Origin of the sequence: Paenibacillus alginolyticus DSM 5050 = NBRC 15375 (genome assembly GCF_000422905.1) — a bacterium.
GTDB lineage: Bacteria > Bacillota > Bacilli > Paenibacillales > NBRC-103111 > Paenibacillus_E > Paenibacillus_E alginolyticus.
This window is the reverse complement of the sequence record NZ_AUGY01000008.1, coordinates 75,172-101,683: the sequence shown is the minus strand read 5'-3', so window position 1 is coordinate 101,683 and position 26,512 is coordinate 75,172. Positions and strand designations below refer to the sequence as shown.

Sequence of the window (26,512 nt, the reverse complement as noted above, 5' to 3'; positions counted from 1 at the left end):
GAAGACATGGGATTCATCGAATTTACATAAAAAAGACAGCTATCCGAAGATAACTGCCTCCAATTATTGAACCCTATGAACTCCAACTGATTTATTGACATTGCCAATGATTTGGACAGAAATGTCCTCCGTTTTCACAATACCGTTGCGGTAACGAATTTGAAAATGAATGGTTTGCAGTCCTTTAGGCAAGCCCTCCACAAATGACTGGAATTTCGCATCAAATAGTTCTCCGCTAAAAGAGGTCGCATCCCCTCCTGCTGCAACTAAACGCTCAGACACATAAAGTGCATGCCCATTTAACCCTGTCGTATCGATCCAAGCTGTCACTTCGTCTACAGGAGCAGGTGAACTTTTGCTAGAAACTATGAAAATTTCCCCAGAGTAAAAGTCCTTAGGTGCCGATACCGTTTGATGACCGCTCTTTTCATGCAAAATCAGCCAGTTGTCTGTATAAGTGACATCCGAATGAATCGTCAAGGGCATCGCCGAAATCATTTTAACTACGGTATTAGAAAGACGTCCATCTGATACGGTTAACGACACCTTATACATACCAGGAACTAGGAAGCGATGCGAAATATCCTTAGTGGAAAAAGTGGAAGTAACGCCGTTTGGCTGTTCTAATTTCCACGCATAGGTTAGAACATCACCATCCGGATCGAAAGAGGCATTCATGCTTGTCACAACGTCTCCCTCCCAAACCGGCTTTGGAGTCCAGTCAAATTCGGCTACAGGTGCTCGATTGATATACAACCATGTTTGTGCTGAATAATCGGACCATGTAACCCCATCAAATACTCTCACTCTGACGCGGAGTTTTTGACCAGCTGGAAGTTCCTGATTAACCATCCAACTCCCCACGTTAGAAACCGTCCCTTGGTAGAACTGCCCTGAATCCAGCAACAATACATTGTTAGCCTCATTGGTAATTTGCATTTGGAAATAAGTGAAAGTTGTTCCCGGATCAGGATCGGTTTGGCTCCACTCAAAAGTAGGGCGCAGCTCGGAGAAAATGGTAGGCGCAGCTTGCGTCCCACTTGGAATCGTCATGTTGGCTACTGGAGGTCTATTCGTCGTAAACCAACCGGAATTAGACCACGCCGACCAGTATCTTCCATCATGTACTCTAACTTGAACTTGGAAGGGGCCGTTTTGACCTTGGATTAACGAAAGACCAAACCACTCTGTAGGATGAGTATTCCAAGTATTGGAAATTGTGTAATATTCACAGTTGTTCCAAGAGCTATTTTCGCTATCATAGCTGCAAAAGTGCGCAAAACTACCATATCTTTGAGCATCGTACACGTACCCATATTGGTTATACTGAACTTGAGTTCCATTAGCATCTAGAATACGGTATTGGAAACTACGATACTCCGTAGGAACATCTGGATCATTCTGATTCCAAGAAGGTTTCAAAACTCCGTCAGAAATAGGTGTAGGATTGGCTTGGGTTCCGTTGGGGAAAGTCAAAGTAGCCGTGGGAGGGAATCCTAATGCAAAATACCTTTCCGACCATCCAGACCATTCTCCTTGTTCATCCTGTACCCTAATTCTAACTCTGTAAGTTAGATTGGAGTATACAGTCATTGGATAGTTATAGCTTAATGAAACTGTATGACCATCACTGAGTACATTAGAGACTTTTGCAAGATTAGGGTTATTCATACTAAACCATTGCCATTGCGGATTATTATAATAATTATAATAGTATTGTTGCACATCAATTTCTGAGCGTACAATTCGGCTATCCGCATCGTAATCTACCGCATTCCAAGTAAATAAAGGATTATTCCCTGCTGATCCAGACGGATTATTCATATCCGTACTCGTATGGCTCGTGATATCAACGAAAGGCGCATGATTCGCAGGTGGTGCGTCTAGCCACAATATAGCCTCTGCCCAATCAGACCACGCACCGTATTCATCTTTAACAGCTACCCTAAACGTATAAGCACCCATTTCTTTTACTCTCGTTAATTTTCCATTTACGGTTGTACCATCTGGTTTTATGTACTCGTATCTGCGTTCAATAATTCCTCGCGAAGCCGGATAATCAATGCCAGTTGGTTCCGTAGAGTAAGTCCAGTCGTTTAACCAACGGTCCGGGTCATAGCTCTGATCATCATAAGTTACGTTATAATAAATATCTTGATTTACATTCAAAACCCCTATAGGTCTACGATGAATCAATACATTTCTAGAGTAAGGATCAGATTCAGAGAGGTACTCTGCAAAGGCAGGGTTCGGATATTTATAGCCAGCAGGCGTAGGATCATCTGCACCAATAAAGGTTATTTTATAAACCCCTACCTTATCTAGTATTTTTATCGGATCTCCATTAAATGTTTGATTATTGTAAGCTGAAAGTCCACTTTTACCATCCCCCGAATCTAAAAATTTCGTAGAGTTCGTATGCTCGTACTTCCACTTATCCTTACTAATCAAATGATCATCACTTTCAGGATCCACAAACTCCGTAGAGTAAGTCAGTTCTTCTCCCGCAATGCCGGTATCGCTAATTTTGTTGTTATCTACAATCGGCACTTTAACATAGAAGTTACGGAAATGAGAACCATACCCGCCTATGAAAAACCCATAAGTACCTTCAGTAAGCGCAAGATCGGTTACTTCCATTATAGGAACTGTACCCATCCGCACTTTTATTTTTCCACCTCTAACACTAACCTTTATGTTGTTAAAAGATGTCGTAGATAACCAGACTGGAGTAGACCGTAACTCGGTACGTATACCACCATCGAGCTTCGATAAGCTTATTTTGTTCGTTGTAAACTCTAATCGATACATCGTATTGTTATTAGTTGCTCTGAAGATTAAACCCGAAGGAGCATTCACATTCGTATTCACACTAGATTGTAAGAAATCGAACACGTAATCAGCGTCTGCAATACTCGTATCCTTCTTCATGGTTTGACCAATTTCCGCTAAAGCGTAACTAGAAGGACTAGTGGTTCCACCTTTTATCTTAAAATAGTAAAATTTACGTTCAGATTGACTATCATCTTCATCATAGTGAGAAACATAGCTGCCGACACTACAAGAACCACAAGACGTCCATTGGAAGTTCCATCTTCTCAATTTATAATGCTCTTCTTGAAGAACGACTTGAAACTCTCCATCTGCACTTAATCCTGCCGAAGATACTGTATATCTAAACCTCTCTTGAAGAGTTTGCTCGTGAGTGAAGGTATTAGTTGGTCTAATTCCTTTTGTTGTATATGAAGCGAGTTGATTTGCGAACTTATCAGCAACTACGATTTTGTTCATACCGTCAACAATATAGACATAACCATCAGCCGAAACAGAATAGTTCACATCAATTACAGTTGAACTATCGCTATCTGAACCATCACCTCGAATTACGCTGCCATCTGTAGTCCTGGAACGATTATTGAAGTAGATATCTTTGAATATTTCTATCTTCTTAGTAGCACCTGTTTGTTTATTATAAGAAACAAAATATTCACTAACCGTGCCTGCTCGGTTACTGCTAGAACCCGAACTCCCAGAACTATATGTATCCGTAGTTAGATTCATTGGTTGTTCTCGATACAGAAATACTTCTGAGTCCTCATAGATACCCGTTAGAGTAGGTGCAGGAGTTACCGTATTCGCAGGCACTTCTAAACCAGTCTCTACGTCAAGCCATGTAGTCACTACACACCAACATTGCCATGAGTAGTTACCTCCAAGCGAAACCTTAGTTCCGTCATTGTTTAGTTTCAGGTTAGCATGAGGTGATCTTGTTCCACTTTCACTGGACGAACAGTCGCCAGAACAGCCGTCATAGATGTACTGACCAGAACGTTTCCAAGATATTGTGCCATCTGCCGTTTTACGATAAATAGTCCATGTCTCACTATAATCATTATCATTATAATAACCGGATTTGAAATCTACCGAATAAGCTCCGCCTTTAGCGTCATATGCTAGAAACTTTCCTGGATTATCAGGTGTAGGCTTAATAGGGATATACTTTTGTTGAACAGAATCGTACGTATTTCCCAACCCTCCATCTATCCTAGTGTTCGACCCATCAAAAAATGGAATGGAACCAACAGAACCAACTCCATATCTATTGCCCAAAAATTGTGTGTTAAATAACTGAGGAATGGGGAAGGTATGCCAAGCGCTATAAGTTGTTTTTTGGTACTGTTCTGGAGTAATCGTTAATCCGGTCGCAGGTCCATTAAATGGTTGTTTACCATAATGAGATGTTAAACCATTGGTGGCAGTGTTATATGTAAATCCAATATCTCTCACTTTATTCAAATTAGGATTTGTTAAAGAAGAGCCTTGCCATTGATCTCCATATGCCATTAACATTTCATTTTCCGAGGTTGTATGAAATAAAGGAGGTTCTGGATTCGCGCTTGTAACAGAGAATGAAACTTCGGGGGAATCATTTTTGATATCAACCACATAGCTTCTGGTATTCGTTAAACCCCAATCCTCCTTTGTTTTTACCGTTAATTTATACTTACCAACCTTAAGAGCTGTAAGAATAGCCGAGCTACCAACAGATATCGGTATATTTAAAGGCATATGATCGTTGAAAATTCCATCGTCATTGCTATCGTACACATATGTAATAGACGTTTCTACGATTACATCCCCATCGGGACTGTAAGATAAATCCCTAAATAGAACATTTCCTCTAACGGCAAAGATAGGTAAATTGATAACAGCTACAGGAGGTTTATCCTCCACAACATTTATGTTTTTAATTGCTTTGTTTTCTGGCAAGCTGCGTACCCCGTAATTGTCCTTTACTTCTAAGGTTACAGTCTCAATACCAACATTCGGATAGATGGGGAGATTATTGGTCCAGAAATACTCCGTTATCGTTCTGTTTTTGGCTGGCTTACTGCAAGCTCCATTAATCGCATTGGCTGCAAGTGGACGGTTTTGCACAACGCGATTGGGTACGTTAATGCAGGGTAAAGGCTCAGGGCGCATGATAGATATTGTTGCATCTTTTTGTGTACAAGCTCCCTTATCGTCACACATTCTTGCAGTAATTGTATGGTCTCCAGCTGTTGATGCTGTTAGCCACGTAAGCTTATCCTCACCCTTTAGATAACCCATAGAAGGGAAGCTCTTAATCCAATTACTTGAGCTGCTTGGGAACAACCACTCGAAAGTAACAATATCATCGTCAGGATCGTAGTGGTTAGGAGCAATTTCTGGCAACAACCTCACATTTAATTTATCACCAACAATGGAATCGGATATAGGTGTCCTGCTATAGTAATCCGCATCAGCAAACCATCCAATCTCAAATTGAGGTGGTCTATTTGGCGGTTTTGGGCCAACTGTAAACTTACCTTCATAGAAATAGGAAGTTCCTCCGCAACTATCCTCAAGCTTGTATTCAATAACCACTTCTCCGCTTGTAATATTGCCTGGATAACCCGTAAAACCCATCATCCCATAAGCAAAAATAGACATGTCACTCACAGAAGTGCTATTTAGAGAACTCCAACCGTATTGAATATATGCACCCGTAGTTTGGGATAAAATGAACCTCCCTTGAACAGGCGTACAGCCAGAGGGAATCGTCCAGTCTGCTTTAATAAGGTTGGAATCTTTCCACGGAATTGAGGGTTTATCTGCTGAGGTAGTTCCGCTAAAGTTTCCACCGTTTGGTGTACAGCTAGCTTGGGGTGTGATGAATTGACTTAGAACATTATTGCTAGAACTTGCTTCGGGGATGTCATCATTGGAATCTAGATTCATGGTGATGCTCTTCATACTACTGAATGTATAGGGTACAGATTCGGTTATCATCTGACCTGCACCTAAACCTGAGGAGTAAATGAATGTCTTGAAAACCGTGCCATCCGCAGCTAGAGTCACACTGAAGGAATCACCACTTGGAATTGCTACGCCGATATTTTTGAATTTAATTGTAATATTTACGCTTGTGTTTTGTGGCACACAGGCTCCGGCGTCAATTGAGATGTAGGCTAGATCTGCTTTTATAGGTGGGGTGTAAGTAACGTCTATGGACATTTGGTATTTGTATGTAGTGCCTTTCCAAAGTCCGATGGCGAACATTGTATAATCACGAGATAATCCACCTGATCCATCAGAATCCAAACGCTCTCGTATCTGATCTGAAGGAACTTCACCATCAAGCATCATCATAGTCCTGATCATACCTTGACCAGCATTAGTCCCCTTACCAACAGAAAGGGGAACTGCTCCGTAATCATCATTGGGTTTCTCAGCACTATAAATTTCTATGGAGCTTTGTTCTAACTTGTCGGGATCAGTAATGTCTGCGCCTGTACCTGATAAATTTGCAGAGGTTTCAACTAAAAACCATTTTTGTGCGCGTTCAACCTCATATGCTGTTGTTACCGCTGCGCCTTCCTTTGGATAATCTTTTACTAGGTCCCCACTGGCTACGTGACCATTAATTGCTGTTTGCCCGTCCTTATAGTACAAGGGAGAGTCATAGGAGTATCTCAAATCTGGTCCAAATGAGTTAACATCACTGTAATTGAAAGAAGTAGTTAAATACCTTAATCTACCATATAATGGTATATTTCCAGGGTAAGGAGATGGGCTACCACCAGCTCCATCAAATTCAGCAGGAACAGTTTTGCTTCCTTTGTGTTCCCATATTTTACTATTTGGTTGTCTATAAATTTGATGCATTGGTTTAGTAACCGATTTACCGTATACTGTTGTATTGCCCCCGCTCAAACTTGTTATAGTCACTGAGGTATCTGTGAATGATGCAGTACCGCCAGAGCCCCCTTGATTACTCAAAGTGACTCCAGTTATTGTACCGTCAACTAGAGAGCTAATATCCTTAGTAAATGTTTTAGTTTGAGATGATGAATACTGTGATGCAACTGGTGACGTTGTATAGTAACCTAGCTCGAAATTATAATATAACTTTATTGAAGATGCAGCAGATGCTCCCTCTGGATTAATAAATGGCAATAAAAGCTCCATTAAAAGCAAGAACAGCATTGCTCGATGTAAAAATTTACGCAAGTGCTTACCCCCTATTTACCTGCTAATATAGTTTCTTTCCCTAAAATATCAAAAACTATAATATCATTAGCAATCTTATTAGGTAATGCGTAAGCTACATAACCTTCATGAGTTTGTGCCTTGTCGAACTTCATCCACCCACTTAATTCTTGTTCAGAAAGGAGCAAGAAGTCTGATGTGTCTAGTTGTGTCAAGACTTGCACCGGAAGAATATCAGGCGCCCCGATTCCAGCATCGGTAGCTACTACAGTGAAGTTTGCGAAGATTACCTTGTTGTCTGTTTTGCTGGTGGACTTACCCCAAGTGCGCATGTCAATTAGCTTCATGTAAGGATCATCCGGATCAGCAGGGTCGGCAACGATAAGTTTATTCAACTTAACCGTAACGCCATCAGCATATTTCCATGTGGTTCCCATCTCCTTTGCCTTCAAACCAAGCATTGTACCCACATTACTACCAGTCTCAGCAATCTCAGCAGCACTTGCAGCATACTTATCTACCGGTAATTTCTCACCCCTTTTAACCGACAAGATACGCTCAATAATCGTAATCGCCTGTGCTCGAGTGCTTGTCCCATAAGGCGCTAAATCAGTAGTGCTAACACCATGAATCAAGCCTATTTTCACAGCGTCAAGCATTGTCCCCTTCAAAGTTGTATCCACACTCCGAGCGCTTAACATAGCCATTTCAAAACGTTGAAGCGGCTCATTATATCTCTCTGGAAATTCCACTGGAATAACATTTAACTCCTTCAGCCTTTTAACATAAGGAACGAACCAATCATTTCCCTCCACCTTTTCTACTTTTTCACCTGCTGCAGAAGATAACATTTTGATAAACTCTGCACGGCTAATCGGTAAATCCGGTTTAAAACTTCCATCTTCATAGCCATCGACGTATTTCTTTTCCACTGCGGTTTGAATAGCCTGTTCCGCCCAATGCTGAGATGTGTCAACGAACTTGATAGGGCTTTGTGCTGAAGAGTTAATCGCATCATACCCAATGGATACAGTGCATAGTACCGAACATAAAATAATTGAAAATCTTTTTCTCATAAAAATCCCCTCTTTCAATTGGTCACTCATTAAACGTAACTTCTCCTTATCGGAAGTATCGCAAAATATAAAAAACCGCCCAGCAATCGCCTAGCACACAGCGACACATGGGCGGTTCTTCCGCTCGCATTCCATATTCTTCTTGTTTGAAAATACCATAAACTAGTAGTTTTGTAAATCTCTAATTTTAAAAATGTTGCGATTCCGCTTCGTTTCCCCTCCTTGAACTTAAAGTATTTTGTGAAAATTGTTCCAGATACATTGACATTTTAAATGAGAATCGTTATCATTCATATTAGTAGTAAGTGAAAATGAAAATCATTATCAATATAATTTTGATAAGATAGGAGTGTGTTTATAGTGGGACTATTACAAGAACTATCAACATTATATGATTTACAAACCGGAGAACTTCGTAAGCCAGCATATGAAATCATAACCATTAGGGGGAATTAGGTTGAGTAGAATCATTATCGTGTTTGCAAGCATGACAGGTAATACGGAAGAGATGGCTGATGCGATTGCAGAAGGATTGAAAGAAGCAGGCATTGAGCCTGTTGTGAAGAATGTAGTCGACACGAACGCTAAGGAGATTACCCACTATGACGGTATCATACTTGGCAGTTACACATGGGGAGACGGAGATTTAGCAGACGACTTCCTCGACTTTTACGATGAGATGGACAGCATTCTGTTAGATGGGAAAAAGGCGGCGGTTTTCGGATCATGTGATTCTTCCTATTCTGAATATGGGGCTGCCGTTGATACATTAGTGAAGAAGCTGAAAGAATTGGGAGCGGAAGTAACTCTGGAAGGTTTAAAGATTGAACTGTCTCCTTCAAAAGATGACAAAGCACTCTGCCGAAATTTCGGCAAACAGTTCGTGCAATCATTAGGCGTATAATCCATTTTAAATTGCCAACTATATTGGGCCTGTGAGCCTGCTTGTTTCTTATTTGAAACGGCAGATCACAGGCTCTTGTCATATGTGTGCTAGATTTAGAATAAGTAGTAATAGAGAAGAAAAGGAGGACCGCTTGTATGCTAACTTTAAAATCTTGGACGAGTTTATTTAACAGGGAAACGCCCGATTTTTATAAAACCGTTAAAGTCCGTGCACCTCGCGATTTTTTTAACCGAGCAGAAGTTTTCATTGAAGATATCCAATACACCACTAATGAAGAACTGCTTGGTATGAATATAACATTTCTCGTAAAATTATTATTTGAAAATTTTCTTGATCACGTACGCCAAGGCAAAGATTTGTACGATTACCTGTTGGATTTGAGAGAAACCTTTAGTCATTTTTTAAACATGAATACCGACGTCTTCGGTAACAATCTGCGAGATATGAATAGAGTTGCTAAGTTTCAATGGAGTTTGTCTAACGTGTCTAGTATGACCGGTGTAAGAGATTATTTGACCCTTAACGTGGACATCCATCCTAGAGACGTCAACCGAATAACTGTATTTTTCGATGATTGGGATTGTAAATATGAGATCCCATTGGATATGGACCTGAATGAGCTTTTGTCTTTGCTTTTTATTGAATTTATCACAGAGCTAAGGAACGGACTTGCTGAGGAAACCAAAAAGGAGATTATTGCATCCATCTTAAAAAAATGGGAAGAGCTTTAGCAAGATTTAAAATAAAAAACGCACAATCCGTTTCGTACAAACGGTGACTGTGCGTGTTACTCGGTTTTGACTTTAAGTGGCATTCTGCAAAGCAAAGAGTTCATCTTTACTCAACTCTCTCACTTGACCCAATGCTAAACTTGGATCTAGCTCAAGTGGCCCCATCGAGATTCGTTTCAGGTAGACGACTTTTTTGCCGACGGCTTGAAACATCCGTTTCACTTGATGGAATTTGCCCTCCATGATCGTTAGCTCGATTTCCGAGAGCTCATTTTCAGACTCTTTGCCGGTCTTCAAAATTTTCAAAATACCCGGAAGTGTTTCATAACCATCGTCCAAGGTAACACCTTGGGAGAACGCTTCGCGGTCCGATTCACTTACCTCCCACTCCACTTTCGCGAAGTAGGTTTTGGGTACATGTTTGCGTGGTGAAAGAAGATTATGGGCCAATTTCCCATCGTTCGTTAGCAAAAGGAAGCCTTCTGTATCCTTGTCCAGGCGTCCAACAGGGAAAACCTCGAATGGCGCATATGCCTTATCCAAAAGATCCACAACCGTGCGGTCGCGATTGTCTTCTGTGGCAGAAACGACCCCCTGCGGTTTATTCATCATGAGGTAAACGAACTCACGGTATAGCACAGGTTCACCGTTTACAGTGATAATATCGGTATCGGGGTTCACCTGCATACCGCTGTCTTTGACTTTCACACCGTTGACGAAAATCACGCCTTCTTTGGCGAGGCGTTTGAGTTCAGAACGTGTGCCGATGCCCACATGGGCGAGTATTTTATCGAGCCTTTGTGTTTGTTTCATGACCGCTTAGGTCCACCTCCAGCCGGGCGGGTATTCGTTCTTCAGCATCCCATCGTGCCATTTGCCCCAGCCGACGGGATGCTCTTCAATGCAGACCAGGCAGTAGCCTTTGGCTGCCTTGGTCACTTCCGGGTCGCGGATAATCTCGCTCTCCGCGACTTCGAGCGTCTCGCCCTTCAGGTACCGAAGGGCTCGCTCGTCGCTCGAAGCCAAGCTCAGCGCTCGCTTGGCTTCGAGCATGCGCAGTCCCATGGCTAGCGCATGGGACGGTTCGAATCGGCCGCGGTGCAGCGCGCCGATGTACCAGCCCGGCCGCACGACTTTCAGTCCGTGCAGCTCGGGCAAACCGGCCGGCGACGCATACGCGTGCTCGCCGTAACACACGAGCCGCGCAGGGGCGAAGGGCTCGCTGCGCAGCAGCTCGACCGAGAACGCCTCCAGCGGCTCCAAGCTCACTGCCGCGCGAGTCGACGTCTCCGCGCGACCTTTCCGCAGTGCCTCACGGCCGCTGCGCTTCCCCGATGCCGAAACAAACTCGGCATCAACTCCCTCCGCACTAGCATCCACACTCGAATCCCGCCGCAAAACCGCAACATAATGCCCCTCGCCCCGCAGGCGATGAGGCCAAAGCCTTGCCGTCCCAGCCACAGCCTCCCGAGCGCGGTCCGAAAATTCCTCCTCACACCAAGGCGCCCGCAGCCAATCCGGCCTACCAGAGCCAAAACCCTCTACCGGAACCACATCAAAAGCCGGATGCTTGTCCAAAAACTCCGCGATCTGTGCTTCATTCTCCTCCGGTGAAAACGTACAAGTCGAATAGACAATCATTCCGCCGGGCGCTAGCATTTGTGCAGCCTGACCAAGCAACTCTCTCTGCATACTGGCAAATTCCTGCACCGAATGACGCTCCCATTGCTGCATCATCTCTTCTTCTTTGCGGAACATTCCTTCACCCGAACAAGGCGCATCAATTAATATTTTATCAAAATAGCCTTGGAAGACCTTTAACATCCGCTCCGGTTTCTCATTCAATACGATAGCGTTCCTAACTCCCAAAAGCTCAAGGTTTTTCACTAGTGCCTTCACACGATCAGAATGAATGTCATTAACAACAAGCACCCCTTCGCCTTGAAGCTTAGCGGCTATTTGCGTTGATTTCCCGCCAGGTGCTGCACATAAATCGAGTACACGCTCCCCTGGGCGTACTTGCAGCAATTCAACTGGCGCCATCGCGCTTGGCTCTTGAATATAGTAAAGTCCTGCATGATAATAGGGATGCTTGCCAGGACGTTCACCTTCTTCATAATAGAACCCCTCGGATGCCCAAGGCACTGCGCTCAGCGCAAACGGACTTTTCGCCAAAAAATCCGCCTTTTCCACCTTCACCGTGTTCACCCTTAAACCAAACGTTCTCGCTTGGTCATACGATTCCAGAAATTGCTCAAATTCATTTTCACCCAATAAATCAATCATTTTTTCTCTAAAAAGGGCTGGCAGCTGCTTTGTCATCCGGACATCTTCTCTTTCATCTTTTATCTTTGGTATTTTATCTTTTCAATCTCTTGTCTTCATTTTCAGTCTTCATTTCACTTTCATCCAATAACCTATCGGTATTATAGCTGACTTGTCACCAAACAGCCAATTATTTTCAAAATATCAACAGGATATGCTATACTTTTTAAAGAAGATAGTAGAAAGTAAACATTATAAAGAGGTGCATTCATGAAGAAGCTGCTTATTTATCTTGGCATTGTTCTTGTTTTATTTGGAGGCTTATATTTCGTTAATCAGCAGTCTACCAAAACTTCGGACAAAGCGAATGCTGGCAATCCCTATGGCGTTGCCGCTTCCAAATTAAATCCGGAAACAGTGAAACAATTAACTGATCCGAACTATCAAAACCTCATTCTACCGAAGGATTTGGATCAAAGACTGAAGAATAAAGAAACATTTTTCCAATATTATTACGCTTCGACCTGCCCACATTGTAAATTAACAACCCCAGTTCTTGTTCCCATAGAAAAAGAGCTAGGTATTGACGTCAAACAGTTCAACTTGGAAGAATTCAAGGATGGCTGGCAGAAATATAAAATCGAATCCACACCTACACTCGTCTACTACAAAAATGGTGTAGAAGTCGAACGAATTGTTGGCGGTGTTCCAGAAGCAGGCGCAACTGGCGGTAACACACCTGAGACATTCAAAGCATTTTTCCAAAAGTATAAAGGTTAATCCTACGACAAAAGCAGCGGAGATTCCGCTGCTTTTTGCTATTCACCTACTGTTTTCTTTTTTCGAAAAATCGCTAAAACGAGTAGTAACAGAGGAATGGCAAACCCAAATGTCCCCGAATAGAACACCCATATTTTACTCGCAAACTGAATAAAATAAGCCGCGTCAGGGTACGCAATGATCGAAAGTACAACTAAAATCATACCCAAAGGTAGATAAAGCTGCCTAACATCTCTCAGATTGAATACTTCACCGAAAATCATAGTGGCCGCATAGAAGCATAAGGTAAGCTTGAAATAGATGGTGATAAACCAGATCCCTGCCATGAAGACCTCGAGACGCTCGAGAAAGGAGCCAATACTAATTCTTTTGGCTAAGCTATAGCTCGGATACATTTGGACGGCTGTTAAATCATCCCCTAATACTAGAATAGATAAGAGCGATATTAGAACTAACAAACTTCCTCCAATGGAAACCCCGATAAAAAATGCCTTCCCCAGTTTTCGGGTTTGATTCACGAAAGGAATAATCATTAGGAAGACAACAAGCTCCAAATAAGGGGTTCCAATAAGTGAAACCGAAGCACGAACGATAGGCTTCAAACCGTAGCCGAAGATGGGCTGTATATAGCTCATTTTCATTTGGGATGGGAGAAGGATGAACATGAGAAAGAAGAAAACTAATACCCATGGCAAGAAAATTTCCGAAGTCCGAGTGAATGTCTCGAGCCCATTACGAATGCCAAGAATGATGATGCCTAAGAAGAAGATATGAGTGAATTGCAGCGGGGTGTCCACCAATACCTGAGTCGTAATAAAATCACCTAGATTGCGAAGAACAAGTGCCGCGAGAATGAAAAAAAAGCAAAAGTAAAGTAAGGATACCGCTTTACCAGGCCATTTCCCAATGAGCTCCATACTATATGCAACCAAAGTTTTTTGGGGGAAGCGACTTCCAAGAGCATGATACAGCATAATCAGCAGCAGACCGACAAGTAGACCCAACACTGCAGCAATCCATGCATCTTGCTTGGCCTCGAAAGCAAGTCCCGAGGGAGCTATGAGAATGGAACTGCCAACTGTAAACAGGATGGTTAATATGGTAAATTGATGGACGCCAATTTTACCTTGCTCAATCATTGGAAACACCTCTATTTTAGGATACCGAAAACAAATTCACTGACTGGTTTATAGATGAAGGTAATCAAGTCAAGTGGGGTTGGTAGCTTTACTCGAGAATGCTTAGCATTTCGAGATCACTCCTCTATGGGCCGCACAATGATCGAGTTATTCGTTGTTCCAAAACGGCGAATGTTGATTTCGGCGTCGATGTTCACTTTTAACTTGGCGAATTCGTTCTCCCAATCCGATTTCACTTTCAACCAAGTCTTGGGGGAGGCATCTTCTATGGCATCTCCAAAGCCGAAAATATCAGCTTTATTCTGTTTGGCCTTTTTAATTGTGGAAAACATGACCTGTTTTAGTTTAGTTTCAACGATTCGTTCTAATTCAGAGACCGTGTTTGGATCCAACAAGTCAATCTGGCACTGAACCTCGCTTACATTTTCCTCTAGAAAAACTTGAATGTTAATTTCGGGCTTGCCGTTTACAACATGTCCTTTCATTTTTGTTTTTGCCCGGATGATTTCAAAGGTTATCGTTCCGCCTTTGGGACAGGTGACATGCCCCATGGTACTTTTAACATTTCCCATGATGTAGTTATACCCTTTGCTTTCTTCCGCGTTTAGCCAATCGACCAGCTTATCCTTCTTAAATAAAGCAATTCCTGAATATTCCAAATATGTGCTAGGCTTAGTTTCTGATAAAACAGATTTGGACTTTCCTTTCTCTAAATCTCCATTTAATCGAATTCCTGTAAGTACCGAATCTCTGGTTGGTTTAGAAAGATTCCTAATAAAGCGATCTAGCTGAACGCTAACGGTGGGTGCCCACGCTTTCTCTGACGTTTCTAATGTTTTAAACATTTTATTAGCTGGTATTCTCTCAATTGGTGTTAAAATTTGAAGAACCTTTGCAGCTGTTGTTCCTTTGGCAACAATGATATAGAAATCGGATCGGACTTCATGGTCTCTGGAAAGGCCATCCAACACCTTAGAAACACCTTCACGGGCAAGCTCCTCACTAATGACGAGAATACGTAAATGCGAAGCGAATATTTTTCTCGGGGTCAATGTCGTCAACTTTCTTGCTGCCTCTAACACGGAAACCCCCGATGCCGAAAAGGTTGTAATTGGGGTGCTATAGCCGCTCCCTTTTTTAGATGCAACTTCGTTCGGATTCACAATTTGTGTTGTAACTAAATATTCTTTGCCACTTTTATCAAACCCTACACCAACCGTAATGGCCAGATCATTTAATTCATGTCGATCCCAACATCCGGAGAGCACGACGCCTAGTAAGATAAGTGTACAAAAAATACGACCTAATCTAATCATCGGGTAGAGTCCTCCCTCCCTCTTACTTCCATTTTGGCTTCGTTGTTGGGGCATTATTTTCCCGAATATTATTTTTTTGGCTGATGAAACGAGGTCTAGCAAATAGCGCCCATTGAGGAAATCTTAGAATGGTATCTTTCTGGTCATCAAGGATGAATGGCGCCATTGGAGACATATACGGCACGCCGAATGAGCGTAAGCTGCATAAATGTTGGACCATCCCGATTAAGCCGACCGTGACACCAAATAAACCAAACGTGGCCGCAAATATCATCAAAATAAACCGTATGATACGTATGGGAATGCCCATGCTGAAAGACGGGATTACAAAGTTGGAAATAGCTGTAATGGCCACTACAATGACCATAGCCGGTGAAACTAGCCCCGCATTCACAGCACCTTGCCCAATAACCAATGCACCTACGATAGATACAGCTTGGCCTACTGTCTTGGGGAGACGGACCCCGGCTTCGCGCAAGATTTCAAAGGTAACCTCCATAAGGAGCGCCTCTACAAAAGCTGGAAAAGGTATACCTTCTCGCTGCGCGGCTAAGTTAAACAGCAGAGAGCTGGGCACCAGCTCTTGATGAAACGTTGTCATAGCGATATAGAACGAAGGAGCCATCAAAGAGATAAAGAAACAAATATATCGCAATATGCGAATAAGTGTGGCAAATTCAGCTCGTTGATAATAATCTTCAGCGGATTGAAAAAACTGGGTGAACAGTGCTGGTGCCTCAAGCACGAATGGGGTTCCATCTACCAGGATGGCTACGCGACCCTCAAGCAATCCTGAGGCGATCACATCGGGTCGTTCTGTATTGTAAAGTGTTGGAAACGGCGTGAAGGTTTCATCCTGTATAAGTTCCTCGATATTACCGCTTTCCAGGATTCCATCAATATCAATTCATGCAAGTCTGCGGTGAATCTCTTCGACAATTTTGTCATTTACGATTCCATTTATGTACATAATGGACACCGTAGTTTGAGTGACTCTGCCAATCGCCATGGTTTCTAACCATAAGTTGGGGCTCTTAATTCGTTTGCGAATAAGGGATATGTTCGTACCGATCGATTCCGTGAATCCATCACGAGGTCCTCTTACTACAGATTGCGTTGAAGGCTCTTCCACAGAACGCATATCTCCGCCTGCCGTATTCACAGAAAGTGCAATTGCATAGCCATCGATCAGAATAACGGTCTCACCAGTTAACATATTTTGGCACAATCCGTGAAAATCCTCGATCGTTTGGACTTTCCCACAGGCATGAATGGTGTTCCTAATCAAATCTGGTGGATGATAGAAACCAGTATTTATGGTTTCGATGAGCTGGGCTGATCCCGAGAGCAAAGCGTTCGTCACATCTTGAAATGCTGAATTGTTAACCAATTGTTCTAAATATACATAGCCAATCTTATAGTTAGCTTCGGCATCCAGGCACAACTCGCCAGTTACGATATCGGAGCTATGTCCAAAAATTGTATTGATTTGCGCGATGTTCAGTCCAATATCTAGATAAAGGCTTTGCTGCAAAATATGCTGTTCCATTGGCCCCCTCTCCTGTGAAAGGGGGAGAGTGGTTTTCTTTCTGTTAAATAGTTGATGTAGCGTTTTCGTCCAAGATTTCATGAGCTCGCCACCACCAAATTCATAGGAATAACGATGTCTTATGGAAAAGTTTTCCCACTTCCCGTAAATTTATGTATGAAATGTCGGGTAACTCACTCCAAGCAAAAAAGGACTTCTTACACCTTAAGGTGTGAAGTCCTACTCTATTTTCGCCTCAAAAACTCAACTGCTCGCACTGGTATAATGGCGTAAAGCGATCTTCCATAATACCCTCGTCAATCCGAAAAAGATCATAGCAATCCCAACACTCCAAACGACTTCCCATCCACTGATTCGACCAATGAGCGCTGAAGCTGGGAATGTCGTTATGAAAGCAATCGGAAATATATAGGTTAAGGCGAACCGTAATACGCCTTTATAGACCGAAACTGGAAACCGGGCCGTTTCAAAAAATGAACTAAATAGATAGGATAAGTTATCGACTTTAACCGCCCAGAACGAGAACATCATCATGCCCATCCAAAGCGAATAGACCACAACCAACGATGCAAGGAAGACAATGACGAAGCGTATAAGCCCCGCAATACTAGGAATAGCGTCCAGTTCCCAGAGTGCGTAAGCCGTCAAGCCAAAACCTAGAATAATATCGGTTACTCGCCAGAAAACCAGATGTCTAAAACTAATGTAAAATTGGCTGTCAACTGGTTTTGTCAGGATGAAATCCAATGTCCCTTTACGGATATGACTGACGAGACGAGACATATTCGGCTGTAGGATAAATTCAATAAAACCGTGAACCGCGTTAAAAATACCTAGAAGTACCAGTACCTCATAGAAACCCCAGCCGCCAATCTCTTGTGTACGATAAAAGTATAATTGAACGGTCAAGATTGCCATGAATAGCCAAAAAACCGTGGATAGGAGATTTGCGGCAAAATTAGCTCTATACTCGAACTCTTCGACTAAACATGCCCGCATAAACTCCCTAAATAGTCGTAAGTATTTGATCACTGTCGCACCGTTCCTCCCTCATCCGCCCACAGCGCCATACTTCTTCATCCCTTGTCTCCACATGAACAAACATGACAAGAAGGACAATAAGCCAAATAAGCTGAATCGCAAAGTTGTGAAATATCTCGGATGATCCAAGCTCAAGCTTGCCTGTCAGCAGCTCAACTGGAAACCCGACGGTTCCATAGAAGGGCAGCCAAGCTGCCGTTTTTTCAACCCAAGAAGGAAACATACTCAGCGGGGCTAACCGACCAGCTAGAAACAAATGTATACCCTCATATAGGCTATAAATCGCAGTTGCCCTGTTCGTCCAAAAAGCCAGCAGACCAAACTCAAAACCGATTAGAAAACGGATTGCAGAGGAAAGAAAAATAGCGAAGAACGAGAGTGCAATTATTTCCAAGGAAATAGTCATCCTGAGCATCGGGATACATGCAGCAGCTATCGCCCATGCGGGGATTAGCAAAACAGCAAAAAACAACTTATAAACGAGGTTTTGAGAGAACTCCAATGAACCGGATGGAAGGGGCGTACGATCTTAGTGGAGAGAGACCCGTCCTGAATGCTGGCATCCAGCTCCCACACATCCCATGTACTCGTCAATCGATCTACAAGTAGGACTCCCAGAAAATACACCATATAATCATGAGCTGTATAGCCACCAATGGAATTGTTATCGCTTATCGAGAGCCAAACGGCCATACTGACCAGAGGTTGAATGAATGCTCCTATCATCCATATGAGCGATTCACTCCGATAAGCAAACATAACCGCCCATTCAACCCTAAGCAGCATGCGATATTTTTGCCAAAATAAAGCTAATGCTTTCATGGTCCTTAACTTCCCCCTCCGGTCCCCGCTTCAAACGCTTGTGCGATCACCGATTCCATGGAAGGATCTTCAATGGTCAAATCCAATACCGTCAAATGGGTTAATAATCGGGCTGAAAGTTCAGAAACTTGCTCTCTCGGCACGTCTAATTCCACATTTGGAAACTCATACTGAAATAACGTCCCTAAGCCATGGGTTACATCGATAAGCTCTGACTCATTTACCCGCTCTGCTAATTGAAGACGAATACGCTTATTAGGCGCATACTTATCAACCAATTGGGAAATAGCACCATCATAGAGGAGACGGCCTTTTCCGATCACCAGCACTCGCTCACACAACGCCGTAACATCCGCCATATAGTGACTTGTCAGCAAAATGGTCGCCTTATATTTACGGCTGTAATCCTGAATGAATCGACGCATCACTTCCTGCATATTCACATCGAGGCCAATCGTCGGCTCATCAAGAAATACAATGCGCGGGCGATGCAGCAGCGCCGCTGCCAGTTCACACTTCATCCGCTCTCCCAGCGAAAGCTGTCGTACCGGTTTGCGGATGACTTCTTCCAACTGGAGGAGCTGTACCAAATCTCCTAAGGTCTCTTCATATTCCCGATCAGGTATCTCATAAATGACCTTATTAACGAGAAACGTTTCCACCGCGGGAATGTCCCAGATGAGCTGACTTTTCTGTCCCATGACAAGCGAAATCTGCTTCTTGAATTCTTTCTTTTGCTGAAAAGGAACAAAACCGCCCACATTCACTTCACCGCCTGAAGGATGCAGCAGTCCTGTTAATACTTTCATCGTCGTCGTTTTGCCAGCCCCATTCGGACCCAGAAATGCAACAATTTCACCTTCCGGTATGGAAAAGGAAATATCATCTACCGCTTTCACAGTGCGGAACTTGCGGTGAAACAAGCTTTTCAAAGATGCCATGAATCCAGGCTCTCGCTCATGTACTTGGTAATATTTGCTAAGCTGGCGAACCTCAATCATGGATTTCCTCCTCGTTATGCCCAGGGGGGTTCAGCTTCAATTTCGCAAGAAGTTCACCCAGTTCATCATCTAGGATTTGAATCGTGAGGTCATAGGGAGCGAACGGTTCTTGCTCCACACGCATCAGCTTATTTAAGTACTCCCCACTATCTCGGATCAATCTTTCCAAATCAATACCGAGCGTATCTGCAGGGTATGGCGCTAGTTTGTCCAGTCCTGCGCTAAAGAGCTTAATGGAACCGCTTACGTTTCCATTGGCATGATGATAAAGGCCCACTGCAACCTGCAGTAGACCTTGGTATAAGGGGCTTCGGCCTTCCTCCAGCCAAAGCTCCTCCATCACTTCATGACATTCGAAATAGTCTCGCTGATCATTGAAATAGTATAAGTAAGCCACATATAATCGATCGTAGGTACTCATAGATCAGTTATTGTCTCCTTTTTTCGCTCTGGCGATTGCAGCCTCAATATCGGATGACAGATCACTCAAACCTTCTTCTGTCTCCCATATCTCATTAAATCTCAGCTGAAATTGAGCGGCTTCCCGAACTCGATGATAGAAATAAAGCTCCTGAATATTATTGAGTACTATGTTTACCAAATTCGAGTTATCCTCAAACATCTTCTGAGAGGCGACAATCTCACCACGAATACTGGACATTTCCTGATCTAACAGATAAGCAGCCTCTGCCGCTTTGCTAAGGCGTGCTCTAACCTCAGACGGCAATTGTTCTTTATATTTATAATTCAAAGAATGCTCGATCGTCGCCCAGAAATTCATGGCAAGCGTACGAATTTGCACCTCAGCTAATATTCGTTTCATTCCCAAAGCGGTTTGAACGGGATATTCAATAATAATATGAAAGCTGCGATAGCCACTTGGCTTCTTATTGGCAATATAATCTTTTTCGTAAACTACTTGCATATCCTGTCTGCTGCGAATCAGCTCGGCCAAACGATCAATGTCTTCTACAAACTGACACATAATCCGAATCCCCGCAATATCCTCGATACCAGACTCTAATTGATCCATAGGCACACTCAAGCGTTTTGCTTTCTCCAACACACTTGATATCTTTTTGACACGACCCGTTACGAATTCAATAGGTGCATATTCTTCTCTGCTCTTGAGTTCGCCGCGCAGTGTCTTGAATTTTACTTTTAGCTCCTCCACCGCTTGCTCGTAAGGCAGGAGAAATTTTTTCCAATCTCGTCCATCCATTCTTTTATCCTCCATTCTGAATGAAGTCAGTGCTGATCTGCGCCGATTGCCTGGGAAATATGTGTGTAGCCATCTCTCCTCAGCAAATCTTGAAGACCTTTATTCAAGCTTGCTAGCATCCCTGGGCCTTCATAAATAAAGCCTGTATACACTTCAACTAAGCTTGCTCCGGCCCGTATTTTGTCATAGGCATCTTGGGCTGTAAATATCCCGCCGGAACCAATAATCGGCAGTTTGCCTTCCGTCAGCTGATAGACACGCCTAATAACTTCCGTCGTTCGCTGCGTTAGTGGCTTTCCGCTAAGTCCGCCTGCTTGTTCGCGATTAGGGTGCACCAGCCCTTGCCTGCTGAGCGTCGTGTTCGTGGCGATGATCCCAGAAATGCCGCTATCCTTAATCGTATGTACGGTTAATTCAAGCTCTTCATCCGTGAGATCCGGCGCAATTTTAACCAAAACAGGTTTACCTGAATGACCATTCTTTTTCTCTTGCAGCTGCATTTCCGTTGTAACGGCATCAAGCAATCGCTTTAAATCATTCCCATGCTGTAAATTACGCAAATCCGGTGTATTTGGTGAGCTAATATTCACAACAAAGAAATCACCATATGTATATAACTCCCGAATGCAAGCTCGATAATCCTCTTCCGCCTGTTCATTCGGTGTCGTCTTATTTTTACCTATATTAATAGCTACGGGGATGTCACGTTTACCTGTCTTCATCAAGTTTTGGGCCATCGCATTCGTACCTACATTATTAAAGCCCATTCGGTTGATAAGCGCCTTGTCTTCTGGAAGGCGAAATAGCCGCGGCAGCTCATTGCCCGGTTGTGGCTTTGGTGTAATTGTGCCTACTTCCATGAAACCAAAGCCTAGTTGTGAGAATCCTTTAACAGCCTTCGCATTTTTATCTAATCCAGCTGCCAGACCTATTGGATTTGCAAATTGTAGTCCCCATAATTGTTGGGCTAAAAGTGGTGAATTGGGCACTCCATACATCGATTTGAGCAGTTGTTTCCCACCGGGGAAGCTCACCACTGCGCTTAGCCCGTCAATCGTAAGATGATGCGCCTTCTCCGGATCCATTCGGAACAAGATTGGTTTTGCTAACTTCTTATACAGCATGTCCTATGCACTCCGTTCTCTAATGACTCTAACAGTCAGTTTAGCTGACAACGTGCAAATATGCAATCCACGGAAAGGCATTTCACCTTTATTTCAAACAAAAAATCCCTGCTCCATGAAGGTTGCAAGGGAATCCAGAAAGTTATTTAACAACCTAGGCTTCGGTACGCTGCAGCAGTCGTTCCAAATGCATAGTCAAGTAACCCGTTTCATCATCAGGCACTTCTAATTGAAGCGAATCACTCAGCATCAGAGATAACACCTTCGCCTTTACATAGGTGTCTCCATACTCCTCTTTAATCTTTTCGAGTAGCGAGTTCTGGAGCGTCTTTCTTTGTTTGACCCGTTCAATGACACCTTTCAAGTGACTAATGAACCGCAGCGTTGAGAATGAATCATCGAAATTAAAGCCTAATTCTTTGGCAGATTCAATCGTCTGCGACACCACTCTAACTACCGCTAAGGAATCAGAAGCTTGCTCTTTTTTACGAGCGCCATTGAAATGCATGGCCAAGAAGGCAACTTCATCCTCCGGCAATTTCACATCCAAATGAGCATTGAGGAAATCTACGGACTTTTTGGCTACTTTGTATTCTTCCGGATACATATACCCAATTTCATAAGCGAATGGATTCGTGATGAAAATACCCCGTTTTTGTCGTTCGACAGCAAAGTTAATATGATCAACGAGCGAGGCGTGAATCGTTTCGGAGAAGTCGCCTTCCAGCATGCTTTGCGCATAAGCGATGACTTCCTCTGTAATCCCGATAATTTTCAAATCGACCGCATTCAGAATTTGTTCGTAGTTTTTAAGAACTTCGGATGTATGCAGGAGAAATTCTTGTGTGATTTCGCCTTCGCTAATGAGCATGCCTGGCGTTTTTTTGAAGCCAATTCCTTTACCGAAAGCAATGGAATTTTTCCCTGATGTCAAATGTGCCATCACCACATTATGGGACAGTACATGAATGATCGTCCGTTCAATCATAAGACACCTCCTAATCTTTGTTTCGGGGTCCCCGCAAAGTAATCGGAATAGACTTCGAAGGCATACGTCACTTTGTGGGGTAAATTTAGGCTTGTCCTGATTTGTCTTTTTGCAAGTGCAGCAAGGGTTTAATACTTTCTCGAATTTGTTCCGATTCCGTACCAAAAACAATGTGTACGTTTCCTTTCCCCAGCCTGATAACCCCGATTGCGCCAAGGTCTTTAAGCTCGCTGTCCATGATTAAATTTTCTTCACTCACCAGCAAACGCAGTCGTGTAATGCAAGCATCGATCGAAATAATGTTAGAAGGTCCGCCAATATGCCTTAGAATGCTGGTTGGACGGTCTTCTTTCGTTTCTTTGACAGCCTCCAGGGTATCTTCTGTTTCAAGCGGAGCAGCTTCGTCCTGAGCGGGCAATTTGAATGGAAAGAAATGCAGATATGCCCGAAATACCACATAATAAAGGAAGAAGTACCCTACGCCAACAAGGACAATCCAAAAAGGATTCGTAGATTGTTGCCAGCTAAGAACGAAATCAATAAATCCAGCTGAGAATCCAAATCCCATTTTCACCTGTAGCATATTCATGATCACCATGGAAAAGCCAGTTAAAACGGCATGTATGAGATATAAGCCTGGTGCTACGAACATAAAAGCAAACTCTATTGGCTCTGTTATGCCTGTAAGGAAGCTGGTTAATGCTGCACTAAGCATCACAGGAACAACAAACTGACGGTTAGAAGACGAACTTCTACTTAAAGCTAAGGCTGCTGCAGGAAGCCCAAACATGATCACAGGATAAAAACCTGTCATGAATAGTCCCGCTTCTGGATCTCCAGCAAAAAATCGTGAGATATCGCCATGCAGCACTTTACCCGTTGGTGTGGTGTAGTCTCCGATTTGAAACCAGGCGATATTATTAATAATGTGATGCAAACCCGTTGGAATTAGAAGCCTGTTCATTATTCCGTAGATAAAAACGCCAATGTTCCCATTATCAACGATCCATAACCCGATTACACTTATGCCCTTCTGAACTGGAGGCCAGATGAAACCCATCAAAACCCCTAGGAAAACCATGACCAAAGATGTAATTAACGGAACGAATCGCTTGCCTCCGAAAAATCCGAGCGCTTTGGGCAGCCGCGTATGTTGGAACCTGTTAAAGAATGCAGCAGATAGCATGCCAACTAGCATACCGCCTAGAACACCCATATCCAGCCGTTCCGCGGAGTCAGTCCCCACTTGAAAATGCTTCAAGACATTGTCGAACACTAAATAACCAACCGCGGCCGCAAGTGCCGCAATTCCGTCTCCCGACGTAAGTCCAATGGCAATACCAATTGCAAATATGAATGGCAAATTATCAAAAATCGCACTTCCGCCTAACTCAAAAATCTGAGCCACCTGCATAAGAAATGGATCACTAAACGTCATTTTCCCAATACGTAAAAGAATGGATGCCGCCGGCAGCACCGCAATCGGAATCATCAATGAACGTCCTATTTTCTGCAATATATACATAGCTCTCATGTCATGTTCCCCTATAAAAGCCCACAAGTTTGGCCGTATCTTGTTTGCTCTTGCCTATCCCAATTATAGTAGAAAGAACACCCTCCCGAAAGGATAAAATCCTCTAGGATAAGGTGTTTTTTCTATGCAACCCATTATACAGTTATTTCACAGCACCTGCAGTAATGCCACTTGCGATTTGACGCTGAAAGATCATATACACAATCAACGTTGGAAGTGTCGTTATAAGCAGGCCTGCGAATAACGGTCCCCACTCAACTCTATACTGCATTTCTGCCTGCATAACCGCAAGACCGATTGGAAGCGTATACTTGGTTGGTTCATTGGTCAAGACAACCCCTAGGAAGTACTCGTTCCAGTTATTCAGCATGTTTGTAATCATCACCGTGATTAGACCCGGTTGAGACAAAGGCAGCATAACACGGAAAAACGTTCCGTAATGGGAGGTCCCGTCAATAATCGCCGCTTCTTCAATTTCTTTTGGCAGTGATTTGTAGAACCCTACAAGCAAGAAAATTCCAAACGGAAGATTGAGTGCCGCATAGACAAGAATTAATCCTAACCACGTATTAATTAAGTGCAAATCATTTAATAAGAAGAACAATGGGATCAGTGCTAGCGCGAACGGTATCATCATGGATGAAATGTAAATCGTTAAGAGAATTTTATTCCCTTTAAAATCATACCTAGCCAGGATGTAGGCTGTCATTGCAGCAAGGATCATACCCAAAAGAGTACTTCCAACCGTCACAATAATGGAATTCATGAAATAGGTGCTAAAATTATATTTACTCCAAACATAGGAGAAATTTGCCCAAAGCAGCGGGAATTTAGGCAATGCCCATGGGGCATTTAAGAAAAATTGCTCATTATTTTTGAGCGCATCAAGTAATGTCCAAATCAATGGATACAGGACGGCAACGCTCCAAATAAGAAGAATGATCCAGACAAACATTTTGGCTAACGGATTTTTGATGACCATACGATGGTTCCCCCTCCTTCAGTATTCTTATCTATGATGACTCTAATGCATTTCGATTGTTTCTTGGCGCATGATACGCTGCAGAACAAGGGTAGTAATCAGTGAAACGATTAAGATCATGACACCGATGGCTGCTCCATAACCGAAATGATATTGTTGAAAAGCCATCCGATACAGATAAGATCCCATAACTTGGGTCGTATTATCAGGCTGTCCGCCATTTGTCATTAATTGAACAATTACGAATGATCCATTGAGTGTCGTAATGACTATGTTAACAATGGAAACCATAATTTGTTCCCAGATGAGCGGCATGGTAATGTGACGGAATTGCGACCATTGACCAGCTCCGTCTATATTAGCTGCTTCATAGTAGGAAGCAGGAATATTCACGATTGCAGCAATCATCAAGATCATATAGAAGCCGATACCAGCCCAAATCGTTGGGGGTAAAAGCATCCAGATCGTATGCTGTGGAAATCCTAACCAAGTAATATCGACTTTATTTCCTGTGAATAGTGATAAGAACGCATTCAGGAATCCAATTTGCGGGTTGTAGATGAAGTTCCAGAGAACACCAATAACAACGACTGAAATCACATTCGGGATAAAGAATATTGCGCGGAAGAAGCCAGAGCCTCTCAGCTTGAAACGAGTTAAAGCAACTGCGAAAAACGTCGCCAGAATCATAATGCCAATGACTTTACCTACGACTAAAAAATAATCATTTCCGATGGCTCTAAGTATAATGGGATCCTTAACTAATTCGACGAAATTATCAAATCCAATAAACGTGCTATTCTCCGACATTCCTGACCAATCATAGAATGACTTCTGCAAAGCCTGTATCACAGGGTATATCGTAAACACACAGAAGAAAAGAAAAGTCGGAATGATGAATGAAGCGATGAATAAATTCCGTTTCCACATTTTCGATTTGGTCTTCATTCTATCCTCACCGTCCTATCATTAAAATGGCGGAGAACTCCTAAGGCTATTGCCTTCCAAGTTCTCCGCACTG

At 43.0% G+C, this 26,512-nt stretch carries 20 protein-coding genes and 1 pseudogene; 3 read left to right on the top strand and 18 right to left on the bottom strand.

Annotated elements, in window-relative coordinates; all coding sequences use genetic code 11:
- Positions 1-63: 63 nt before the first annotated feature.
- On the bottom strand, positions 64-7,035 hold the full coding sequence (locus G519_RS0103365; protein ID WP_029193482.1) for a PKD domain-containing protein: 6,972 nt from the start codon (positions 7,033-7,035) through the stop codon (positions 64-66).
- 11 nt (positions 7,036-7,046) lie between these two features.
- Entirely contained in the window at positions 7,047-8,120 is a 1,074-nt protein-coding gene (locus G519_RS52865) for an S-layer homology domain-containing protein (RefSeq protein WP_051253032.1), read from the bottom strand.
- A gap of 427 nt (positions 8,121-8,547) precedes the next feature.
- Between G519_RS52865 and G519_RS0103355 the strand changes: the two genes are divergently transcribed.
- The gene (locus tag G519_RS0103355; protein ID WP_029193481.1) at positions 8,548-8,994 is read left to right on the top strand and encodes a flavodoxin; all 447 of its coding nucleotides are present in this window, start codon (positions 8,548-8,550) and stop codon (positions 8,992-8,994) included.
- 137 nt (positions 8,995-9,131) lie between these two features.
- Positions 9,132-9,728, top strand: a complete 597-nt coding sequence (locus tag G519_RS0103350) for a hypothetical protein (RefSeq protein WP_029193480.1) — start codon at positions 9,132-9,134, stop codon at positions 9,726-9,728.
- A 72-nt stretch (positions 9,729-9,800) separates the two neighbouring features.
- Here G519_RS0103350 and G519_RS0103345 read toward each other — a convergent pair whose 3' ends face one another.
- Together G519_RS0103345 and G519_RS0103340 are read right to left on the bottom strand one after the other, a co-directional pair.
- Positions 9,801-10,541 (bottom strand): pseudouridine synthase, encoded by a 741-nt coding sequence (locus G519_RS0103345; protein ID WP_029193479.1) that lies wholly within the window; start codon positions 10,539-10,541, stop codon positions 9,801-9,803.
- A 6-nt stretch (positions 10,542-10,547) separates the two neighbouring features.
- Positions 10,548-12,050, bottom strand: a complete 1,503-nt coding sequence (locus tag G519_RS0103340; protein ID WP_029193478.1) for an RsmB/NOP family class I SAM-dependent RNA methyltransferase — start codon at positions 12,048-12,050, stop codon at positions 10,548-10,550.
- A gap of 213 nt (positions 12,051-12,263) precedes the next feature.
- Between G519_RS0103340 and G519_RS0103335 the strand changes: the two genes are divergently transcribed.
- Positions 12,264-12,773 (top strand): thioredoxin family protein, encoded by a 510-nt coding sequence (locus G519_RS0103335; RefSeq protein ID WP_029193477.1) that lies wholly within the window; start codon positions 12,264-12,266, stop codon positions 12,771-12,773.
- A gap of 38 nt (positions 12,774-12,811) precedes the next feature.
- Here G519_RS0103335 and G519_RS0103330 read toward each other — a convergent pair whose 3' ends face one another.
- The 14 genes and pseudogenes from G519_RS0103330 to G519_RS0103270 all read right to left on the bottom strand — a co-directional run bounded on the left by G519_RS0103330 (position 12,812) and on the right by G519_RS0103270 (position 26,439).
- The gene (locus G519_RS0103330) at positions 12,812-13,912 is read right to left on the bottom strand and encodes a GerAB/ArcD/ProY family transporter (RefSeq protein WP_036631953.1); all 1,101 of its coding nucleotides are present in this window, start codon (positions 13,910-13,912) and stop codon (positions 12,812-12,814) included.
- A 116-nt stretch (positions 13,913-14,028) separates the two neighbouring features.
- Positions 14,029-15,228, bottom strand: coding sequence for a Ger(x)C family spore germination protein (locus G519_RS0103325; RefSeq protein WP_029193475.1), 1,200 nt, complete (start codon positions 15,226-15,228; stop codon positions 14,029-14,031).
- Between the two features lie 22 nt (positions 15,229-15,250).
- Positions 15,251-16,858 (bottom strand): annotated as a pseudogene (locus G519_RS41535) (spore germination protein).
- Positions 16,859-17,020: 162 nt separating this feature from the next.
- Entirely contained in the window at positions 17,021-17,809 is a 789-nt protein-coding gene (locus G519_RS0103315) for an ABC transporter permease (RefSeq protein WP_029193474.1), read from the bottom strand.
- Positions 17,784-18,275, bottom strand: coding sequence for an ABC-2 family transporter protein (locus G519_RS48685; RefSeq protein WP_268633505.1), 492 nt, complete (start codon positions 18,273-18,275; stop codon positions 17,784-17,786). The genes G519_RS0103315 and G519_RS48685 overlap by 26 nt, the downstream gene beginning before the upstream one ends.
- Positions 18,269-18,640 (bottom strand): ABC-2 family transporter protein, encoded by a 372-nt coding sequence (locus G519_RS52860; RefSeq protein WP_051253030.1) that lies wholly within the window; start codon positions 18,638-18,640, stop codon positions 18,269-18,271. Before G519_RS52860 ends, G519_RS48685 begins: the two co-directional genes overlap by 7 nt.
- Positions 18,641-18,645: 5 nt before the next feature.
- Positions 18,646-19,641 (bottom strand): ABC transporter ATP-binding protein, encoded by a 996-nt coding sequence (locus tag G519_RS0103305; RefSeq protein ID WP_029193473.1) that lies wholly within the window; start codon positions 19,639-19,641, stop codon positions 18,646-18,648.
- Positions 19,634-20,062 (bottom strand): DUF309 domain-containing protein, encoded by a 429-nt coding sequence (locus tag G519_RS0103300; protein ID WP_029193472.1) that lies wholly within the window; start codon positions 20,060-20,062, stop codon positions 19,634-19,636. Before G519_RS0103300 ends, G519_RS0103305 begins: the two co-directional genes overlap by 8 nt.
- Positions 20,063-20,065: 3 nt before the next feature.
- Positions 20,066-20,863 (bottom strand): GTP pyrophosphokinase, encoded by a 798-nt coding sequence (locus G519_RS0103295; protein WP_029193471.1) that lies wholly within the window; start codon positions 20,861-20,863, stop codon positions 20,066-20,068.
- 26 nt (positions 20,864-20,889) lie between these two features.
- Positions 20,890-21,987, bottom strand: coding sequence for a quinone-dependent dihydroorotate dehydrogenase (locus tag G519_RS0103290; protein WP_029193470.1), 1,098 nt, complete (start codon positions 21,985-21,987; stop codon positions 20,890-20,892).
- Between the two features lie 154 nt (positions 21,988-22,141).
- Complete coding sequence (locus G519_RS0103285) at positions 22,142-22,975, bottom strand: PRD domain-containing protein (protein WP_029193469.1); 834 nt, start codon at positions 22,973-22,975, stop codon at positions 22,142-22,144.
- Positions 22,976-23,060: 85 nt separating this feature from the next.
- Positions 23,061-24,509, bottom strand: a complete 1,449-nt coding sequence (locus G519_RS0103280; protein WP_244279991.1) for a PTS transporter subunit EIIC — start codon at positions 24,507-24,509, stop codon at positions 23,061-23,063.
- A gap of 142 nt (positions 24,510-24,651) precedes the next feature.
- On the bottom strand, positions 24,652-25,491 hold the full coding sequence (locus G519_RS0103275) for a carbohydrate ABC transporter permease (RefSeq protein WP_029193467.1): 840 nt from the start codon (positions 25,489-25,491) through the stop codon (positions 24,652-24,654).
- 42 nt (positions 25,492-25,533) lie between these two features.
- Positions 25,534-26,439: a carbohydrate ABC transporter permease gene (locus G519_RS0103270; RefSeq protein WP_029193466.1), complete on the bottom strand. Its 906-nt coding sequence runs from the start codon at positions 26,437-26,439 to the stop codon at positions 25,534-25,536.
- Positions 26,440-26,512 lie beyond the last annotated feature (73 nt).